The sequence below is a fragment of the Brevibacterium moorei genome (genome assembly GCF_024580735.1).
Classification (GTDB): domain Bacteria; phylum Actinomycetota; class Actinomycetes; order Actinomycetales; family Brevibacteriaceae; genus Brevibacterium; species Brevibacterium moorei.
Genome location: NZ_JANIJX010000011.1, coordinates 87330 through 105442 on the forward strand (window position 1 = coordinate 87330; position 18113 = coordinate 105442).

At 67.7% G+C, this 18113-nt stretch carries 15 protein-coding genes; 8 read left to right on the top strand and 7 right to left on the bottom strand.

Annotated elements, in window-relative coordinates:
• Window positions 1-46: 46 nt before the first annotated feature.
• The 3 genes from NQ034_RS09025 to NQ034_RS09035 all read left to right on the top strand — a co-directional run bounded on the left by NQ034_RS09025 (window position 47) and on the right by NQ034_RS09035 (window position 4349).
• On the top strand, window positions 47-742 hold the full coding sequence (locus tag NQ034_RS09025) for a response regulator (RefSeq protein WP_257048408.1): 696 nt from the start codon (window positions 47-49) through the stop codon (window positions 740-742).
• 111 nt (window positions 743-853) lie between these two features.
• Window positions 854-2941 (top strand): alpha/beta fold hydrolase, encoded by a 2088-nt coding sequence (locus tag NQ034_RS09030; protein ID WP_257048409.1) that lies wholly within the window; start codon window positions 854-856, stop codon window positions 2939-2941.
• 55 nt (window positions 2942-2996) lie between these two features.
• Entirely contained in the window at window positions 2997-4349 is a 1353-nt protein-coding gene (locus tag NQ034_RS09035) for an MFS transporter (protein WP_257048410.1), read from the top strand.
• Window positions 4350-4448: 99 nt separating this feature from the next.
• Here the strand turns inward: NQ034_RS09035 and NQ034_RS09040 are convergent, their stop codons facing one another.
• A complete protein-coding gene (locus tag NQ034_RS09040; RefSeq protein ID WP_257048411.1) occupies window positions 4449-5459 on the bottom strand; it encodes a putative endonuclease domain-containing protein in 1011 nt (336 codons plus the stop codon).
• A 303-nt stretch (window positions 5460-5762) separates the two neighbouring features.
• Here NQ034_RS09040 and NQ034_RS09045 point away from each other — a divergent pair, with 303 nt between their 5' ends.
• Window positions 5763-6077 (top strand): DUF4190 domain-containing protein, encoded by a 315-nt coding sequence (locus tag NQ034_RS09045; protein WP_257048412.1) that lies wholly within the window; start codon window positions 5763-5765, stop codon window positions 6075-6077.
• 15 nt (window positions 6078-6092) lie between these two features.
• Here the strand turns inward: NQ034_RS09045 and NQ034_RS09050 are convergent, their stop codons facing one another.
• Both NQ034_RS09050 and NQ034_RS09055 read right to left on the bottom strand, forming a co-directional pair.
• Window positions 6093-7157 carry a 2,3-butanediol dehydrogenase gene (locus tag NQ034_RS09050; RefSeq protein ID WP_257048413.1) on the bottom strand — a complete coding sequence of 355 codons (1065 nt, stop codon included), beginning with the start codon at window positions 7155-7157 and terminating at the stop codon, window positions 6093-6095.
• A gap of 101 nt (window positions 7158-7258) precedes the next feature.
• Window positions 7259-8983 (bottom strand): acyl-CoA dehydrogenase family protein, encoded by a 1725-nt coding sequence (locus tag NQ034_RS09055; protein WP_257048414.1) that lies wholly within the window; start codon window positions 8981-8983, stop codon window positions 7259-7261.
• A gap of 100 nt (window positions 8984-9083) precedes the next feature.
• On the opposite strand from NQ034_RS09055, the gene NQ034_RS09060 reads away from it, so the two are divergent.
• Both NQ034_RS09060 and NQ034_RS09065 read left to right on the top strand, forming a co-directional pair.
• Window positions 9084-10640 (top strand): class I adenylate-forming enzyme family protein, encoded by a 1557-nt coding sequence (locus tag NQ034_RS09060; protein ID WP_257048415.1) that lies wholly within the window; start codon window positions 9084-9086, stop codon window positions 10638-10640.
• Between the two features lie 2 nt (window positions 10641-10642).
• Window positions 10643-11506, top strand: coding sequence for an NUDIX hydrolase (locus NQ034_RS09065; protein ID WP_257048416.1), 864 nt, complete (start codon window positions 10643-10645; stop codon window positions 11504-11506).
• Between the two features lie 63 nt (window positions 11507-11569).
• Here the strand turns inward: NQ034_RS09065 and NQ034_RS09070 are convergent, their stop codons facing one another.
• Complete coding sequence (locus NQ034_RS09070) at window positions 11570-12907, bottom strand: allantoate amidohydrolase (RefSeq protein ID WP_257048418.1); 1338 nt, start codon at window positions 12905-12907, stop codon at window positions 11570-11572.
• 196 nt (window positions 12908-13103) lie between these two features.
• On the opposite strand from NQ034_RS09070, the gene NQ034_RS09075 reads away from it, so the two are divergent.
• Window positions 13104-13889, top strand: coding sequence for an acetoin reductase (locus NQ034_RS09075; RefSeq protein ID WP_257048419.1), 786 nt, complete (start codon window positions 13104-13106; stop codon window positions 13887-13889).
• A 104-nt stretch (window positions 13890-13993) separates the two neighbouring features.
• On the opposite strand, the gene NQ034_RS09080 is transcribed toward NQ034_RS09075, so the two are convergent.
• Window positions 13994-14902, bottom strand: coding sequence for an alpha/beta fold hydrolase (locus NQ034_RS09080; protein ID WP_257048421.1), 909 nt, complete (start codon window positions 14900-14902; stop codon window positions 13994-13996).
• A gap of 96 nt (window positions 14903-14998) precedes the next feature.
• Between NQ034_RS09080 and NQ034_RS09085 the strand changes: the two genes are divergently transcribed.
• On the top strand, window positions 14999-15250 hold the full coding sequence (locus NQ034_RS09085) for a hypothetical protein (protein WP_257048422.1): 252 nt from the start codon (window positions 14999-15001) through the stop codon (window positions 15248-15250).
• A gap of 147 nt (window positions 15251-15397) precedes the next feature.
• Here the strand turns inward: NQ034_RS09085 and NQ034_RS09090 are convergent, their stop codons facing one another.
• Both NQ034_RS09090 and NQ034_RS09095 read right to left on the bottom strand, forming a co-directional pair.
• Window positions 15398-16696, bottom strand: coding sequence for an amidohydrolase family protein (locus NQ034_RS09090; RefSeq protein WP_257048423.1), 1299 nt, complete (start codon window positions 16694-16696; stop codon window positions 15398-15400).
• A 32-nt stretch (window positions 16697-16728) separates the two neighbouring features.
• Entirely contained in the window at window positions 16729-18096 is a 1368-nt protein-coding gene (locus NQ034_RS09095) for an MFS transporter (protein WP_257048424.1), read from the bottom strand.
• Window positions 18097-18113: the final 17 nt, after the last annotated feature.

The following is an 18113-nucleotide window of genomic DNA, read 5'->3' on the forward strand; positions in this document are numbered from 1 at the left end:
CCGCAGGGGGAGGGTGCGGGGACGGGGTGCGTCTAGGATCGTGGGCATGACAGCACAGACTCCCCACCCCGGCGATTCCCCGATCCGCGTGATCGTCGTCGACGACCAGGCGATGGTGCGCGAGGGCTTCGCCGCCCTGCTGGGATCGCAGCCGGACATCACGGTGGTCGGCACGGCCGCAGACGGCGCCGAGGTGACCGAGCTGGTGCGCCGCAGCCAACCCGACGTCGTGCTGATGGACATTCGGATGCCCCGGCTCAACGGCCTGGACGCGACCCGGCAGGTCGTGGCGATGCCGGGGCTCAAACAGCCCAGGGTCATCATCCTGACCACCTTCGACGCCGACGAATACGTCTTCGCGGCCCTGCGCGCCGGCGCCAGCGGCTTCCTGCTCAAGGACTCCACCCCCGAGGAGCTCATCACCGCGGTCCACGTGGTGGCCGCCGGCGAGGCCCTGCTGGCGCCGGCCATCACCTCGAAGCTCATCGCCGACTACGCCGCCCGTCCGGAACCGCGGGGCCCGGGGAAGACCCTGCTGGCAGAACTGACCGAACGCGAACTCGACGTGATGCGCTTGGTGGCCGCGGGAAGATCCAATGCCGAGGCCGCCGCCGAACTGTTCCTGGGCGAACAGACCGTCAAAACGCACGTCTCGCGGATCCTGCGCAAACTGGGTCTGCGCGACCGCGCCCAGATCGTGGTCGCCGCCTATGAGTCGGGCCTGGTGAACGCCGGGCGCTGAGTCCCTCACCCGGAAGTAGCCCGGCTCTTTCGCTCCGCAGGGTGACGCGGACATCCCGAGCGGCTTCATACATTCCTTGCAGTCAAGCAAACGAACTGTGAGGAATGACCGATGACTTCGCTCCTGCCGCCGCGCCCGGTGGCCGCGCCCCGACCCAGATTCCGCCGCGATCCCGTGATCGATGCGGTCCGTGTCGGCTGCCTGCTGGTGGTCGTGGCCCTGCACGCACTGTTGGTCGGCGCCTGGCGCAACACCGACGGCTCCCTGACCACCGGTATGGCCCTGGCCGGCCACGCCTGGTTCGTCCCCATCACCTGGCTGGCCCAGGTGATGCCCCTGTTCTTCATTGCCGGCGGCTTCGCGGCCATCAGCCAGTGGCGGCGCCTGCGCGCCCGCGGCGTGACGGCGGCCTGTTTCGTGGAGCTGCGGATCAAGCGCCTGGTGGTGCCGGCCGGGGTGATGATCGCCGTGGTCGGCACCGTATTGGCCTGCGTCCGAGTCGCCGGACTGCCGGCCGACCTGGCCGCCGAGGCCGCCTACTGGGCCGCACAGCCCCTGTGGTTCCTGGCGGTCTACCTGGGCACCACCGCCCTGGTGCCCGTTCTGGCCGCGGCGCACGAGCGGTTCGGGGCGCGTGTGCCGGCGGTCGGCCTCGGTACGGTGCTGGCCGTCGACCTGGTCCGGCAGTTCTCACTGGCCGGGCCCTGGAGCACGGGACTGGCCTATCTCAACCTCGCTTTCGTCTGGCTGTTCTGCCAACAATTGGGCTTCGTCCTGGCCGATGCACGTGGACGCGGTAGGGCCCGGGCCGGCCTGCTGGCCGCCGTGAGTGGGATCCTCGTGCTGCTGGCCTGCGGCTGGTCGCCCGACCTCATCGCCTCGCTCAACCCGCCCACCGCGCTGTTCGCCCTGGGTGCGCTCGCCGAGCTGTGCCTGCTGCGGCTGCTCAGGCCCCGCTTGGAGCGCCTGGTGACCAAGCCGGCTGTGGCAGGTCCGATCAAATGGGCCGGCAGCCTGGCGATGACCGTCTACCTGTGGCATATGCCCATCGCCCTGGCCCTGGTGGCGGCCCTGTGGGGCGCCGGTGCACCCCTGCCCGCCCTGCACAGCCCGGCCTGGTGGCTGAGCCGGCCGCTGTGGCTGGCCCTGGTCGCCGGCGCCGTGATCCCGGCTGCAATATGGCTCTCCCGACTCGAACGCTGGGAGCCGCGCCTGCCCCTGCGCCCCCTGACCGGCTGGCCCGCGGCCCGTGTGGCGGCCTCGGCCGTGGCGGCGATCGGTGGAGTCGTCATCGCCCTGCTGGGCGGCCTGGGTGGTACCGGCACCGCCGTGGCGGCCGTATGCTTGCTGGTCCTCGCGGTGTGGCTGGCCACGAGTCCCACCCCGGCCGGTCGCGGGACCGCAGTGTTCTCCTACGGGGACCCCGAGGCGCCGGTGGTCTGGGCCATCCACGGGTTCCGCAGCTCCCACCGCGCCCTCGAACCGCTGGCCCAGGACCTGGCGGCCCGTGGTTTCCGGGTGCTGGCACCCGACCTGCCCGGCTGCGGGGAGTCCGATCCGCTGCCGGCGGGCCACGGGATCGAGGACCTTGGCAGGTGGCTGCGCGGGCTGCTGGACCGGGAGCCCGCGCCCGCGCTGCTGCTGGGGCACTCGCTGGGTTCGGTCATCGTCGCCGAGGCCATCGCCCAGGGCGCCGCACACCGCGGTGCCGTGCTGGTCAATCCGATCGTCACCGCGCCCAGGGACAATCCATGCCGGCTGGCGATCACCGGGCTGCGCGCCTATTACGGTCTGGCCGCGCGGCTGGGTCCGTTCGGCGATGTGCTGCTGGCCGGGCGCGCCCTGGCGGGGCTGAGCGGGATCGTGATGGCCAGCGGCACCGGCCTGCGCCGGCGCGGTGGCATCGTGCTGGAGCATATGCGCGATTCCCACTCCTTCAACAGCGGTGCGGCACTGCTGGAGACCTTCCACACCTCGTTGCGACACTGCGTGGGGGACTCCGGTGCTGACTTCACCCGTCCCGTCTTGGTCCTTGGAGGGGAGCACGATGCGCTGGCCCCGGTGGAACGGCAGCTGGAACTGGTGGACCGGATCCCCTGTGCCGTCCTGCGGGTGCTGCCGGGGGTGGGCCACCTGGTCCCGCGCGAGGCCCATGTGGCGGCAGCCGCGGCGGTCGACGACTGGGCCGCGGATTTATGACACGGTGTGTCGAACCGCCCCACGCGCCCGGGCGTGGCGTGTGAGTCTATGGGCTATGACCTCGACTACCGCCGCGAGCACCGCGGAATCCCAGGCGCCCGTGGCAGTGGTGCCGCTGGACAAGCGCAAGCAGCGTAAATCCTTCGTCGCCAGCACCGTCGGACAGTTGCTCGAATGGTACGAGTGGGGCGTCTACGCGGTGTTCGCCCCGCAGATCGCGGCTGCTCTGTTCCACACGCAGAACCAGGTGTCGGCCCTGTTGTCGACCTTCGGGGTGTTCGCGATCGGTTTCCTGTTCCGCCCCCTCGGTGGGATCGTGTTCGGCCGAATCGCCGACCGCCGGGGTCGCAAGTTCGTACTGGTGACGACCATGCTCATGATGGCGGGTGGCTCAGTGCTCATCGGCCTGGTTCCGACCTACGGACAGATCGGCATCGCGGCGTCCGGCCTGTTGCTGTTGGCGCGCGTGGTCCAGGGCTTCGCCCATGGTGGGGAGTCGGCCGCGGCGAACTCCTATATCGCGGAGATCGCCCCGGCCGGCCGGCGCGGCCTGTGGGGTTCGACCGTGTTCATGACGATCTTCGGTGGGTCCTTCATCGCCTTTGTGCTCGGCGGGGCGATCACCGGTGTGCTCTCCAAGCCCGAGGTCGCAGCCTGGGGCTGGCGCATCCCGTTCCTGTTGGGCGCGGTACTGGCCCTGGTCGCGTTGTACCTGCGTTCGGGCATGATCGAGTCCAAGGACCTGGTGGAGAACAGCCGGGTCACCGGCAAGATCAACGGGCTCGACGCCGCGCACTTCCCGGCCGCGGCGTTGCGACCCCTGCCCAAGGCGGTGTCGATCGTCGCGATCTTCTTCCTGGTCTCCGGGGTGGCGGCCAGCAACTACACGTGGACCTCGTACGTGTCGACCTTCGCCGTGACCCAGCGGAACATGGAGGCCAATGGGGCGTACTGGGCGCTCACCGCGGCCCTGGCCATCGGCATCCTCTCCCTGCTGTTCTGGGGTTGGGTCTCGGATAAGTGGGGGCGCAAACCGGTGCTCTACATCTTCGCGATAGGCGTGGCCGTGACCCAGTACCCGCTCATGGGTCTGATCGATCAGCGCCCGTGGACGCTGTTCGTGACGACCTCGATCGCACTGTTCTTCCTGGCGGCGGGCGCCGGTCTGCTGACATCGGTGATGGCCGAGACCTTCCCGACGGCCGCGCGCACCGCCTATATCGGCTTCGCATACTCGCTGGCGACGGCTGTGTTCGGCGGTACCACCCCGTACGTCAACCAGTTCGCCGTGTACATCGGGGCGCCCTGGGCGTCGAATGCGTGGATCGTGTTCGCCGAGCTGCTGGCCCTGTGGGCGGTGTGGCGCCTGCCCGAGCGCAAGGGCATCGACCTGCACATCGTGCGCTGAGGCCAATCCAGGCGGAAGACCAAAGCGATCCCGGCAGTCCAAACCTGTTGAGGGGTTTGGACTGCCGGGATCGCTTTGGGGTTCAGGGTGCAGCAAGCCTCAGATCCGGATATTGGCCCGGCGCAGTTTGGCCAGCAGGCGGTAACCTCCGTCTGCGCGGGGGAGGACATCCGCCCATTCCACGCGGATCACCGGGTAGTACTGGCGCAGGAAGTCTTCGCGCCGTTTCTCCTGGCGCAGATCGTCCGGGTCCCGGTATTTGCCCCAGCCGTCGGCCCCGATGATCACTCCCAGGGATGGAATGAAGAAGTCAACCCGGTAGTGGGTCCAGCCGTCGCCGGTGATGAAGACGATCTGCTGCTTGAAGTCGTGGATGCCCAGCATGTGCAGGGCCAGGGCCGTCAGGCTCTCCAGCGGGGATTCCGCAGCACCCGTTGCCCAGTCGGCTAGGCGCTGCGCCTTCCTGATCCCGTGCTTTCCGGCCAGCTCCTCCAACATCCCCAATGCCTCGTGCAGCCGAGCACGACGGGCGGCGAACTCCTGATGGGCCAGTTCGTCCAGCGTGGGATACCCCACGCCGACCCTGGGTGAAATGCCGGGAGGGCGCCAGCCCGGCGAATGCCGGGGATAGCTCAGGAGGAGGCCTCGGTCTGGTTGCGACACTCCTCCGATGTAGGCGTCGGCTGCGATATAGCCGTGCAGGGGGTCCAAGTCCCGCAGCATGTCTGCGACAGTCCAGAGTGGATTCGTCATCGGCACGCACGGCAGGTCGAGGCATGAGGCATGGATGAAATCCTCGGGCACTGTGCGCTGCCTGCGTTGGATCCGCGTGGTGGTGATCGGGGTGCGCTGTGGGTCGGACACGGAGAATCGATCCAGCCGGCCGTCATACAGGGGTATGCGCTGGGCCGCTGCGGCGGATCGATGGCTCAGAACCTGCCCGTCCATCAAACCGTATTCGGCGATATATCCCAGATGATGCTTGATCCTCTGGTCGAAGGTGCGGACCGGGCCCTCCGAAGTCCGGTCGTGCAGCAGATCCGGGGTATCTACCCACCGCTGGAACACGGCATGGCGGGCATCTGCGCACCGTGATACCACGGCGAGCATGCCGCTTCCAATGCTCATAAGACAGCAATTGCGCGCCTTATATATTGTACGTTCATCTATGTTGGCATTTATAAGTGTTGTGCGTGAAACAACGTTATACATAAATGGATGATTGCACTTAAGGGTATCTAGGGGAAGAGGCTCTTGTGGGCCTGTGGACTGTCGGATGTTGTCCACAGGGTGGAGCACGCATGGTGGCGGGCAGAAAGTCAAAGCGATCCCGGCAGTCCAAACCTCTCAACAGGTTTGGACTGCCGGGATCGCTTTGGAGTCCGCCGGTACCGGCGAAAATATCGCCTGTGGTTGAATGACCAGAGCCCGGCCTCATGGGATCCGCAGCAACCGCAGCAAGACCCCTACCAACAGGGGTACCAGCCGGTCCCGGTGCCGAACAAGACGAACTCGTTGGCGATCGCCGCGATCATCTGCGTCTGGTTCGTCTCCCTGGTCGGATTGATCCTGGGCTACATCGCCCTGAATCAGATCAAGCGCACCGGTGAAGGCGGCCGGGGCATGGCCCTGGCCGCCGTCATCATCGGCTGGATCGCCTTGGCGCTGGGCACCATCGTCGCCATCATCCAGGTGATCGCCCTGGGATCGGCGATGAGCGGCTACTAGGGGTCAGATCCGGAGTCACATCTGGACGAGGATCTTCACCTGGTGTTCGGCGTCGTCGTGGAGCTGCTTGAAGCCCTTGTCCACGATGTCCTCCGGGGCGATCTTGCCGGTGATGAACTGGGAGAGGTCGATGCCCTTGTCCTTGACCAGTTCGATGACCTTGGCGTGGTCGTGGGCGTAGCCCAGCGAGGCCTGGACCGACTTTTCGGAGAAGGTCAGTTCGCTGGTCACATCGATCTCCAGCGGGCGGACGTGGATCGCGACGATCTCCAGCAGGCCCTTGGCCTTGAGGGAGGCGAGCAGCTGGTGGACGACGACGCCCACACCGGCGGCGTCGAAGGCGACATCGGCGCCCACTCCGTTGGTCTCCTCGCGCACGCGGGTCGCCAGGTCCTCTTTGGACGGGTCGACGACGACGTCCACACCGGCATCCAGCGCCTTCTGCTTACGTGCCTCGGAGAGCTCGGAGACGATGACCTTGAGGCCCTCGGCCTTGAGCACGGTGGCGACCAGCAGGCCGATCGGGCCCGCTCCGCCGACCACTGCGGTCTGGCCGGCCTGTGCGCCGGTGTTGCGCACCGCGTGGTAGGCCACCGACAGTGGCTCGATGAGTGCGGCCTGGTCCAGGGGCAGATCGCCCACCGGGTGGACCCAACGGGGCTCGACGACCAGGTGTTCGCTCATGCCGCCGCCGCGGCCGTTGATGCCGATGAAGCCCATCTTCTCGCAGATGTTGTAATCCCCGGCCTTGCAGGCGGGGCATTCGCCGCACACCATGAGCGGTTCAACGACGACGGAGTCGCCGACCTTGAGGTCGGTCGTGACGTCGGCACCGATTTCCTCGACGACGCCGGAGAACTCGTGGCCGAAGGTCACGGGCAGGGTCTCACCGGAGAGCGGGTGCGGAGCCGTGGCGGAGTTCCCGCCGTTGCCCTCGCTGCCGTCGTAGTACAGATGCAGATCGGAACCGCACAGGCCGATGAACTTCGGGGCGATCTTGATGGCGTCGGCGCGCATCTCCATCTCCGGGATGTCTTCGACGCGCAGGTCTTCTTTGCCGTAATAGCGGACTGCCTTCATGGCTTGCTCCTTTTACTCGGGTTCTTACATCATCAGTCTCGCATGTTTTAGGGCACCCTGAGCAGTCTTAGTGAACGTTTGTCCGGAATCTCACGTGGGGCTCAGGCCCGCCCCACCAACAGGTCGATCCACTCCGGTTCCACGGTCGCCGGGAACGCCCCGTACTCGCGCCCCCGCTCGGCACCCAGCCGGGCGGCGACGAAGGCCTCGCCGATCCCTGCCGGCGCCCGGGTCAGCAGTACTGCGGCCTGCAACAGCAGGGCCATGTGCTCGACCAGGGTGCGCCCGCGCGCCTGCCAGGCCGCGATCGCAGCCGGCTCGCCCGAGGCCATAGCGGCCACCGCGTCCGTGATATCGCCGGCCAGCTGTTCGAACCTGGCGTCGTAGACCCTGCCCGTTTCCCCTGCGCACCCGCGGGCGGCCTCGAGCACGGCCAGGAATGCCTTGGCCGAGGCCGGATCGCGGGTCAGGGCCCGCAGCACGTCGAGCGCTATGACGTTCCCGGAGCCCTCCCAGACTGCCAGCACGGGCTGTTCGCGGTAGCGCCGCGCCAACGGCCAGACCTCCGTATAGCCGTTACCGCCCAGGCACTCGAGCGATTCATAGGCGTGTTCGGGGCCGCGCTTGCAGATCCAGTACTTGGCCACGGCCACGGCCAGGCGGCGGAACTCGGCGGCCTCGGGGTCCGCGGAATCGTAGGCCGCTGCGACTTCCCCCAGGGTCCATACGGCCGCCTCGTACTCCAGCTGCAGGTCCGCCAGGACCGCGCGCATCAACGGCTGGTCGACCAACTGCGTACCGAAGGCGGCGCGGTGGCGGGCGTGCCAGGCGGCCTCGGCCACGCCCTGGCGCATCCCGGAGACCGAGCCGATGATGCAGTCCAGCCGGGTGCGCGAGACCATCTCGATGATGGTGCGCACGCCGCGGCCGGGTTCACCGACCAGCCAGCCGTGGGTGGAGTCGAGCTCGATCTCCGAGGAGGCATTGGACTTGTTGCCCAGTTTGTCCTTGAGCTTCTGGATGTTGAAGGTGTTGCGCCCGCCGGGGGTGCCGTCGGCCCGCCGCGGCAGGAAGCGCGGGACCAAGAAGCAACTGATGCCCTCCTCGGTCTGCGCGAGCATCAGGAAGGCATCGGACTGCGGGGCCGAGCAGAACCACTTGTGCCCGGTCAGCAGGTAGTGCCCGGCGCTCACCGCACCGAAGCCCGTGCCGTCATCGGCCGCCGCGTTCACCGGGACCGCGCACGTCGTATTGGCGCGCACGTCCGAGCCGCCCTGCTTCTCCGTCATCGTCATGCCGAAGGTCACCGCTGTCTTCTCGGTCGCGTCGGCCAGGCGCGGATCGTAGTCGGTCGAATACAGGCGGGGCAGCCAGAATTCGGCGTGCGGGGTGCCGGCGAGCGAGGCCGCGGCAGCATGGGTCATCGACACGGGGCAGGTGTGGCCCGGCTCCACCTGGGCGAACAGGTGGAAGCGCGCGGCGCGTTCCACATTGGCCCCTGTCCCTGGGTGGGCCCAGGCGTGCGAGTGACCGCCGGCGCCCAGGTCGGCGGCCATGATCGCGTGGTAGGCGGGGTGGAATTCGACCTGGTCCACCCGGTTGCCCCAGCGGTCGTGGGCGGTGAAGACCGGGGTGTAGGTGTTGACCAGGTCCGCATTGTGTTGGAATTCGGCCGTGCCGACCGTGCGGCCCAGCTCGTGGAGCAGCTCCTGGTCGGCATCCGGTGCGAAGGCTGCGACGACCTCGCGCAGGGCCGGGTTGAGGTCGTATTCGTCGATCTCGGTGCGCGGAGCGGACTGGTTGATGACGGTGTGCGTGGACGCCACTGCTGGTTCCCCTCAGGAGTTTGTCGAACGATTGTTTAAACGGTACCGCGGGTGATTGAATGTGTGAAACACGGCACTCTCAATCACTGAAGGACGAGCAATGAAGCTTACCGCCATGCTGCACGCGGACCTGGCCCGCACCCCTGAGCGCATCGCCCTGGCCGAGGTCGGGGCCCAGGCCCCGGCTGCGCGCACCTGGACCTATGAACAGCTGGTCGCCGACGTCGAACGCACCGCCGGCCTGTTGGCCGCACGCGGGATCGGGCCGGGCGACGTGGTCGCGGCCATGACCTTCAACGAGCCCGAGTTCGTCCTCACCGCCTACGCCGTCTGGCAGTTGGGCGCAGTGTTCGTCCCGGTCAACCACAAGATGCCGGCCCGCGAGGTCGCCTACATCATCGGGCACTCCGAGGCGAAGCTGGGCGTGGTCAGCCCCGATCTGGCGGACACCGCGCGGGTCGGGGCGGGTGGGATCGAGTGGATCACGACCGCGCACGCCGGCGGCGGGCACAACGGCGCCGAGGACGCGGAAACGGGACTGACCGCGCTCATCGCCGCCACACCTCGGGCCCGGGAGACTCACACCGACGATCAGGCGCCGGCGCTCATCCTCTACACCTCGGGGACCACCAGTGCGCCCAAGGGGTGCGTGCACAGTCATGCGCGGCTGTCCACGCTGATGCTCCTGATGTCGACGAACCAGGGCTACGACCGCGATGAGCGGATGCTGGTGGCCATGCCGGTGTGGCACTCGGCGCCGTTGAACGTGTGCATCACCCCGGTCATGTTCATGGGCGGCAGCGTCTTCCTGCAGCGCGAGTTCAACCCCGTCGAGACCTTCCAACTGATCGGGCAGCAGCGGATCACCGCCTTCTTCGGGCCGAACATCGCCTTCCTGGCGCCCGTGCGCGCCCTGCCGGCAGCCGGCCTCGACTTCGCCGACCTGGACTTCTCCACGATGCGGCACTGGATGTTCGGCGGATCGCCCATCGATGCGCCCACCACGCGGATCATCCTGGAGCACTACCAGCCGGGCGAACACCGGCAGCTCTACGGGATGAGTGAACTGGGCCCGGCCGGCAGCCTGCTGTGGCCCGAGGAGCAGATCGTCAAGGCCGGCTCCGTCGGCAAGACGGCGATGTACGGCGGGCACATGAAGCTGATGCGCGCCGACGGGACCCCTGCCGGACCGGGGGAGACCGGGGAGATCTGGATCCATACGGACACCGCGATGCTCGAATACCTCAAGAACCCCGAGGCGACCGCTGCGGCGTTCGAGGGCCCCTGGTACAAGACCGGGGACATCGCGCGGATGGATGAGGACGGCTACTACTATGTGGTCGACCGACTCAAGGACATCATCATCGTCGGCGGGGAGAACGTGTACTCGCTGGAGGTCGAGGAGGCGGTCTCCGAACACCCCAGGGTGGCCGATGTGGCGGTCGTGGCGAAGTCCGACCCGGACTGGGGCCAGCAGGTCGTGGCCGTGGTGACGACCACCGACGGGCAGGAGCTGAGCGTGGAGGAGCTGCGCGACTTCCTGGCCGATCGAATCGCCCGTTACAAGATCCCCCGCTTCGTTGAGACGATGGAGGACCTGCCACGCAATCCCTCCGGCAAACTGCTCAAGCACCGCCTGCGGGACCAGGTGGGGTAGACATGATCGATCCACACGCGCTGCCCGTGGGGTTCGCGGCGCACATCCGGGAGCGCACGGGTGTTGAACCTGTGGAGCCGCGGGCCGCCGCGACCACTGTGCTGGTGCGCGGCGGGCGGCCGGGGGTGCCCGGTTCCCTCGAGGTCTTCCTGCAGCGGCGCCCGGCCGGCATGGCCTTCGCCCCCGATATGTTGGTCTTCCCCGGCGGGGGTGTCGACGCCTCGGATGCTCTGGCGCTCGGAGCGCTCCCACCCGCGTGGGCGCAGTGGCTGGGCTGCACGGCGGACGAGGCCGCGGCCATCGTCTGTGCGGCCGCACGGGAGCTGTTCGAGGAGGCCGGCGTGCTGTTGGCCGGCGGTGCGGGTTGTGCGAACCTGCAGGAGCTGTCCGATCCGGCTTGGGAGTCCGATCGCCGTGCGCTTGAGACGCGTCGGACCTCGATGGGCGAGTTCCTGCTGGATCGTGGCCTGGTGTTGCGCTCGGATCTGCTGGCCCCCTGGCGGATCTGGACCACGCCGGTGTTCGAACCCAAACGGTTCCGCGCGCATTTCCTCATTGCCGAGGCCCCTGCCGGCCAGGCGCCGCGCAACGCCAGCGGGGAGTCGGTCTCCGGTGGCTGGGTGTCGGTGGCCGATGCCCTGCGCGGGGCAGGGAAGACCCACGCGATGCTGCCACCGCAGATCCTGATGTGCGCCGAGCTGTGCGAGTTCGATTCGGCTGCTACCGCTGTGCGAGCCGGATGGCAGCGCCGCCGGCCCGAGGTCCAGCCCCGTTTGGGTGGGGACGCGGACAAACCACGCCTGGAGTTCGGGACCGAGTTGGATCGGATCTGGGATGAGGTTATAAGGGTGATTCAGAGCGAATAAAGCACAATACAGACCAAGGGGGATTACGGTGGTGTGGCCCGTGCCGGGACATGCTCTCGTGCGCTAGACCGCGCCGGACTCTGCACCCAGGTGTGCCACCGCCTCGGCGAAGGCGCGCAGGCCCAGAGCCACGTCCGGGGCGGAGACGTCCTCGGCGGGGGCATGGCTGATTCCGTCGGGGTTGCGCAGGAACAGCATAGCCACATCCGTCAGTTCACTGATTTTCATGCCGTCGTGTCCAGCCGGGCTGAACAGCTGGGGTGGTCCGTCCACATCGACGAAATCGTTGACGGTCGAGCGGATTCCCTCCCGGATTATGTCTTGGAAGCCCGGCGCGCACTCCAGCGCCGCGGCCGTGTAGAACTCGCGGGCGCTCCAGCGCAGCCCACGCTTGCCGCAGATGGCGTCGAACTCCCGCTGCAGTAGTTCCCATGTGTGGTCCCGTGAGCTGTCGAATTCCCCGCGTAGGTCCAGGCTGAACCTGGCCCGGCCCGGCACCACGTTGGCGGCCCCCGGCGCCAGCTGGATCTGTCCCACAGTGCCGATGAGGTGGTGACCGGCGGAGCAGATCCGCTCCACAGCAAGGGCCGCCTCGGCTGCGCCCAGCAGAGCATCGTGCCGGGCGTCGTACGGCGTGCCGCCGGCGTGCTGGGCCTGCCCGTCGATGGTGATCTCGAAGCGCTGGCCCGAGGCGATCGAGGATACGACCGCCAGTGGTTCGCCGCGCCGGTCCAGGTACGGACCCTGTTCGATATGGGCTTCGAGGTAGCCGACCAGCCCATCGGCGGGGTGCGCGGCCCTGCTGATCTCTGTGGGGTCCAGGCCGAAGTCCAGATAGGCCTGCCGTAGGCTCACGCCCTGTTCGTCCGTGGCGTCGAGCCAGGACTCCTCGAAGATGCCTGCCACGGCCGAGGAACCCATCATGGCGCGCCCGAACCGGGTGCCTTCCTCGTCGTTGAAGGCCGCGACCTCGATGGCGAAGGGGAAGGGGGAGACCATGCGCCCGCCGTCTCGTTCGGCCAGCAGGGCGACTGTTTCGATGGCCATGAGGACTCCGATGATGCCGTCGTAGCGCCCGGCGTCCTTGACCGAGTCCAGGTGAGAGCCCAGCATCAGGGCGGGGGCCTCGGGGTCGCGGGCAGGCAGCCGACCCAGCTGGTTGCCCGCGGCGTCCTGCCAGGTGGTCATCCCGACCTGGCGCATCCAGTCTGCGGCCAGGGCGTTGACCCTGGCGTGCTCGGGGGACAGGTAGACGCGGGTGATCGATCCCGGGGTTGAGGTGACCAGGGCCAGTTGATCGCAGCGTTCCATAATGCGTGTGGCGGCCCGGGCCAGGGCTTCGGCGGCGAGGTCGAGCCGTCCCGTCTGCGGGAAGGTGCGGGCGAAATCCTGTTCGCTCATGCGGTGTCTCCTGTGTCACTTTCCGGGTCCCTGTGAGTGTAGCCGACGGAAGGGCTAATCCCGGCGCGGATCCGCACTGCCGGGGTGCGAAAGAGGGACGTGTGGCCAGTGCTCGGCGGGAATGTTCTTCGGTTCGGATTTGTCTTAGAACATGTACTCACAAGGCACGAAGCAGATTGAAAGGTCTGAGAACATCATGGCTGAAAACAAGGTTGCACTCGTCACCGGCGCAGGCCAGGGCATTGGCCGCGGCATCGCACTGAAGCTGGCCGCCGACGGCTTCGACATCGCCGTCGCCGACCTCCCCTTCCAGGAGGAGAAGGGCCGCGCTGTCGTCAAGGAAATCGAGGATCTGGGCCGTAAGGCGATCTGGGTCGCCGCCGATGTCTCGAAGCGCGATCAGGTCTTCGCCGCAGTCGACGCGGCCGCCGAACAGCTGGGCAGCTTCGATGTCATCGCGAACAACGCCGGCATCGCCCAGGTCAAGCCGATCGACGACATCACGACCGAGGACCTGGAGAAGATCTTCAACATCAACGTCTTCTCCGTCATCTACGGCATCCAGGCGGCATCTGCGAAGTTCAAGGAACTGGGCAAGGAGAAGGGCAAGATCATCTCGGCCTCCTCGATCGCCGGCATCAAGGGCTTCCCGATCCTGGGCGCCTACTCCGCCAGCAAGTTCGCCGTGCGCGGCATCACGCAGGTGGCCGCACAGGAGCTGGCCCCGCGCAACATCACCGTCAACGCCTGGGCCCCCGGCATCGTGGGCACCGGCATGTGGGACCTGATCGATGAGGAGATGGGCAAGCTCAACGGCAAGGCCAAGGGCGAGAACCTCAAGGACAACGTCGAGGGCATCGCCCTGGGTCGTATTGAGACCCCGGACGACGTCGCCGGCGTGGTGTCGTTCTTCGCCTCGGACAATGCGGACTACGTCACCGGCCAGACCCTGCTGGTCGACGGTGGCATGCTCTACAACTGAGTGATGCGTTCCGCCCGGGCCGCGATCGGTCCGGTAGCCGAATGAAGCAGGCGGTTGTGTGTGGTCTAAAACCACACACAACCGCCTGCTCGTCTTCTGGCCCGTTATGGGTGTCCGAGGCCGTTGAGGAACCTGCGGATCGGCTCGGTGTACTCATCGGGCCTCTCGACACTCATCAGGTGCCCGGCACCGGGCACGGTGACGAACTGTGCTCCCTCGGCCGCCCGCGCGACCCTGGCCCCCTCGGCCGGCGGGTTGAGTTCGTCGTCGGCTCCGCTGATGACCAGAACGGGCAGGTCCAGGTCCGCATAGACCCCGGAATTGTCGAATCCGGCCAGCGCGGCGTTGGCCAACTCGTACTGCTCCGGCGACAACTCCAACTCCGGATGTCCGGGGATATCGGTGAATTCCCGGACCCGCTGCAGCGCGGCGGCGGACGCACTGGGCGAATGCAGGAATCCGGCAAGCACCTCCCTGACCCGTTCGGGCTCGACCCCTGCGAAGTCCGCGGCGCGGCGCTGCATCAGGGCGACGGTTCCAGAGACTTTACCGTCGAGGCGGCTGACGGCTGCGATGAGGCCCACCGCCTCCGCGGCAGCGGATCCGGGACGGGTCGCCCGGGCGACCCCTGGGGCCACATAGGAGCCCATCGAGTAGCCGAGTACGGCGAACCGGGAGAGTTCGAAGGCGGCGACGACCGCCAGAGCATCGGCCACGTGATCGTCCAAGGTGTATGCGGCGGGGCGCGTGGAGCGGCCATGGCCCCGGAAGTCGAGGGCGATGACCGGCCGGTCCTGGCCGATCCGGGTGATCTCCGGCCACAGCTGAGCACTGCTGCCACCCACACCGTGTAGGGCCAACAGGGGGATGGCATGCGGATCGGCCGCCGCGCCCAGGTGATGTTCGACGTAGAGGTCGATTCCGTCGAGGTGCAGTATTCCGGTGTGCGTGACGATACCGGGATAGCGGTCGGCCGGGTGCAGGAATGGGGCAAGGCTGCTTGGAATACTCATGTATCGAGTCTAGGCAGGGGGAATGCGATGCAGGGGGAATGAGATCCGGGCCGGGGGCGTTTCATGAGTACGTGCAATCTGCAGGAGGTACATGTCATGACCAAGCAGCAGCCGATCGCCCGCGGCACCGAAGCCGATTTCGAAGCGACTCAGGACCTGACCCAGGAGGAAGCCGCACGCTATGGCGATGAAGCCATCGTCCAGTCTGACGGCACCCACCTGATCATCAACGAGCACTCCGTCTCGCACGACAATCCTGAGCGCGTCTCGGATTCCGGCGTTGACCAGTGGACTGATCCGAGGACTCAGAAGGGACCGGGACCCGCCGATCCCCAAGACGCCGACTGATGCAGTAAGTCCAGGCCAGATCGCGCCCGCCGACGTCGACCCGGAGACGGGGCCGGCGAACCACTCTCCGCTGGTGCAGTTCGACGACTCCTATCTGCCGGATCAGGCGGCGGCCCTGGCGACCCTGGCCTGGGAGCGGCTGAGCCGTTAGCCCAGTGCGGTTCCCGTCGTCGGCACCCCGGCGGAGGCGAACCAGCCGGAGGCGTCCTTGACGATGTGCCCGCCCTGGACCACCCCACGGACGTTCTCCGGCTTCGCCAGCGGGTCGATATCGGCCAGCGGGTCGAAGTCGACCACGATCAGGTCGGCCAGCTTGCCGGCCTCCACGGTGCCCAGATCGGCATCCAGGCGCATGAGCTCCGCCGCGTTCTTCGTCCCGGCCACGATCGCCTGCATGGGGCTCAGACCCAGTTCGACCGCGTGCGCGGCCTCGCGCAGGTTCACACCGTGGGGGCAGATGCCGGCATCGGTGCCCAGGGCGACCTTGACGCCCGCGGCGAAGGCCGCGGCCACGCGCTCGCGTGCGATCGCCGACCACTTCACCTTCTTCTGGTACAGGTAGTCCGGCACCAGGGCGGGGTCCGGCACGCGCAGCGCGCTGGAGAGCGTCGGCACCAGGAAGGTGTCGTGCTCGAGCATCAGGGCGATGCCCTCGTCGTCGATGTCGTAGCCGTGCTCGACCGAGCGGACGCCGCCGCGGATGGCCTCCTTGATGCCCTCTGCGCCCTGTGCGTGGGCGGCCACCGGCTGTCCCGCGCGCTTGGCGGTCTCGTGGTTGATCAGGGCCACGTGTTCGGCCGGCACGCCCACGTCGTCCGGGGTGTCCGAGGGGCTGGAAACGCCGCCGGTGGTGCAGACCTTGATGACGTCGGCGCCTGTGCGCACCAGGGTCCGCACGGTCCGGCGGACGTCGTCGTCGGTGTCGATGATCGGGTCGATCGGGGACAGGTCCCCGGTCTGCGTTCCATTGGGCAGGTGGTGGTCCGAGTGCCCGCCGGTGGGTGACAGGGGTGTCAGCGCCAGGTGGAGGCGGGGGCCCTGGACCAGTCCGGCGGCGATCGCGGCGCGGAAGCCGGGGTCGATCCCGCCCAGGTCGCGGGCGGTGGTGACACCCGCCATGAGCGTCTTGCGGGCGTTGAGGGCCCCGCGGAAGACGCGTTCGGACATGAACCGGGCGGTGTCGGCCGCGCGGTCCTCGATCGACATGGCCAGGTGGACGTGGGCGTCGATGAAGCCGGGCATGATCGTCTTGCCGGCCAGGTCCACTACGGTGGCACCGGCCGACGCCGCGTCGCGGGACGGACCGGCGTAGACGATGCGGCCGTCGGCGATCTCGATTTCGGCATTGTCCAGCGGCGCGTCACCGGTGCCGTCGATCAGCCGGGCGCCTGTCAGCAGAAGATGGGTATCGCTGGCGGGCACCTGCGGGAGAAGTGCGGTTTGCATTGTCGCTCCTTTTATTCTTCGGGTGGTCTGTCTCACGCTACAGGCGTGCGCGAGTGGCTGCTGCGCAGAAGCAGCAGGATGAAGGGGCACACCCCGGTGGCCACCGCGCAGATGATCCACACGGTGACATAGCCCGTGGCCGAGGCCGCGTGGGCTTCGGGGATCACGAAGGCTGCGAGCACGCTGGCGAAGATTGCGCCGGCCACGGCGCCGCCCAGGGTCTTGACGGAATTGTAGATGCCGGTGGCGATACCGGTCTCGTCGGCCGGTGCGACCTCGGCCGTGGCAGCGGGCAGGCCGCCGAGCAGGAAGCCGCCGCCCAGGCCGGCCAGGGCCACCGAGACGATGACCACGGGGAAGGCTGCGTGGCCGAAGATGAGCAGCAGCTGGGCCACCGCGATCGCGCCGGTGCCAGTCATCAGCACGCCGCGCAGGGTGATCTTCTGGGCGATGAAGGCGTAGACGGCCGCGCCGACCGCGCCCAGCAGGGTGTTTAACCCGGTGAACAGCGAGATCTGGCCCGCGGTCAGGCCGAAGCCGTAGCCCGCGAGCTCCGGCTTGCCGGCCAGGAAGGTGGTGGTGATCGACTGGGTGCCGAAGAGCACGATGCCGAACAGGAACGAGGTCGCGTAGACCGGCCACAGCCGGTTCGAGAACAGGACCCGCAGGTTGATGGCGGGGGCGTCGGCGCGCAGTTCGAACCAGACGAAGCAGGCCATCAGGACCAGGGCCACGACGACGAGCACGACGCCCAGGCCGGGGGAGGCCTTGAGCATGTTGATGCCCCAGAGCAGGACCAGCATGAAGACGGCCAGCAGGATGAAGCCGGGCCAGTCGATCCGGGGATTGGCGCGGACCGTGGACTCGGGCACTAGGGTGAAGACGAAGACGGCGGAGATCGCGACGATGATGACGGGGATCGCCAGGCGGACCACCAGGGAGCCGATCAGGGCCGAGGCCGCGCCGGCGGCCAGGGAGCCGATCAGGGCGCCGATCGTCAGGGCCGAGATCAGCATGCCGATCGCCCTGCGCGCGGTCTCGCCGTGGATCTGATTGTGCACGATCGCCAATTCCAGGGGCAGCCAGACCGCCAGGGGTCCGCACAGCACCCGGCCGAACAGGACCAGGGGCAGGTTGGGCGCGAAGGCGACGAGTGCGGTGCCCACGAGGACGGCGAGGATTGCAATGCGCAGTATTCTGCGGTGTCCGAAGATGTCGCCGAGCTTGGCCAGGACGGGAACGCAGACGCCGGCGGCCAGGGATTGGACGGTGATGAACCAGGCGATGCTGGCATCGGTCGCGTTCAGGTGCTCCTTGATCTCATTGATCACCGGCAGGTAGAAGCCCTGGAGGAAGCCGGAGGAGAATTCCACGAATACCAGGAATCCGACGACTGCCAATACGCGTTTGCCGCTTC

What these genes read in the sequence shown, in the direction of transcription:
- NQ034_RS09070 (WP_257048418.1), bottom strand. Translation starts at nt 12,907, where the DNA reads ATGAGCGAACAGGATTTCGCCCGCACCTTCCCGCAGACGGGACGGCTC.
- NQ034_RS09090 (WP_257048423.1), bottom strand. Translation starts at nt 16,696, where the DNA reads ATGCAAACCGCACTTCTCCCGCAGGTGCCCGCCAGCGATACCCATCTT.
- NQ034_RS09030 (WP_257048409.1), top strand. Translation starts at nt 854, where the DNA reads ATGACTTCGCTCCTGCCGCCGCGCCCGGTGGCCGCGCCCCGACCCAGA.
- NQ034_RS09050 (WP_257048413.1), bottom strand. Translation starts at nt 7,157, where the DNA reads ATGAAGGCAGTCCGCTATTACGGCAAAGAAGACCTGCGCGTCGAAGAC.
- NQ034_RS09060 (WP_257048415.1), top strand. Translation starts at nt 9,084, where the DNA reads ATGAAGCTTACCGCCATGCTGCACGCGGACCTGGCCCGCACCCCTGAG.
- NQ034_RS09065 (WP_257048416.1), top strand. Translation starts at nt 10,643, where the DNA reads ATGATCGATCCACACGCGCTGCCCGTGGGGTTCGCGGCGCACATCCGG.
- NQ034_RS09075 (WP_257048419.1), top strand. Translation starts at nt 13,104, where the DNA reads ATGGCTGAAAACAAGGTTGCACTCGTCACCGGCGCAGGCCAGGGCATT.
- NQ034_RS09040 (WP_257048411.1), bottom strand. Translation starts at nt 5,459, where the DNA reads ATGCTCGCCGTGGTATCACGGTGCGCAGATGCCCGCCATGCCGTGTTC.
- NQ034_RS09035 (WP_257048410.1), top strand. Translation starts at nt 2,997, where the DNA reads ATGACCTCGACTACCGCCGCGAGCACCGCGGAATCCCAGGCGCCCGTG.
- NQ034_RS09080 (WP_257048421.1), bottom strand. Translation starts at nt 14,902, where the DNA reads ATGAGTATTCCAAGCAGCCTTGCCCCATTCCTGCACCCGGCCGACCGC.
- NQ034_RS09085 (WP_257048422.1), top strand. Translation starts at nt 14,999, where the DNA reads ATGACCAAGCAGCAGCCGATCGCCCGCGGCACCGAAGCCGATTTCGAA.
- NQ034_RS09025 (WP_257048408.1), top strand. Translation starts at nt 47, where the DNA reads ATGACAGCACAGACTCCCCACCCCGGCGATTCCCCGATCCGCGTGATC.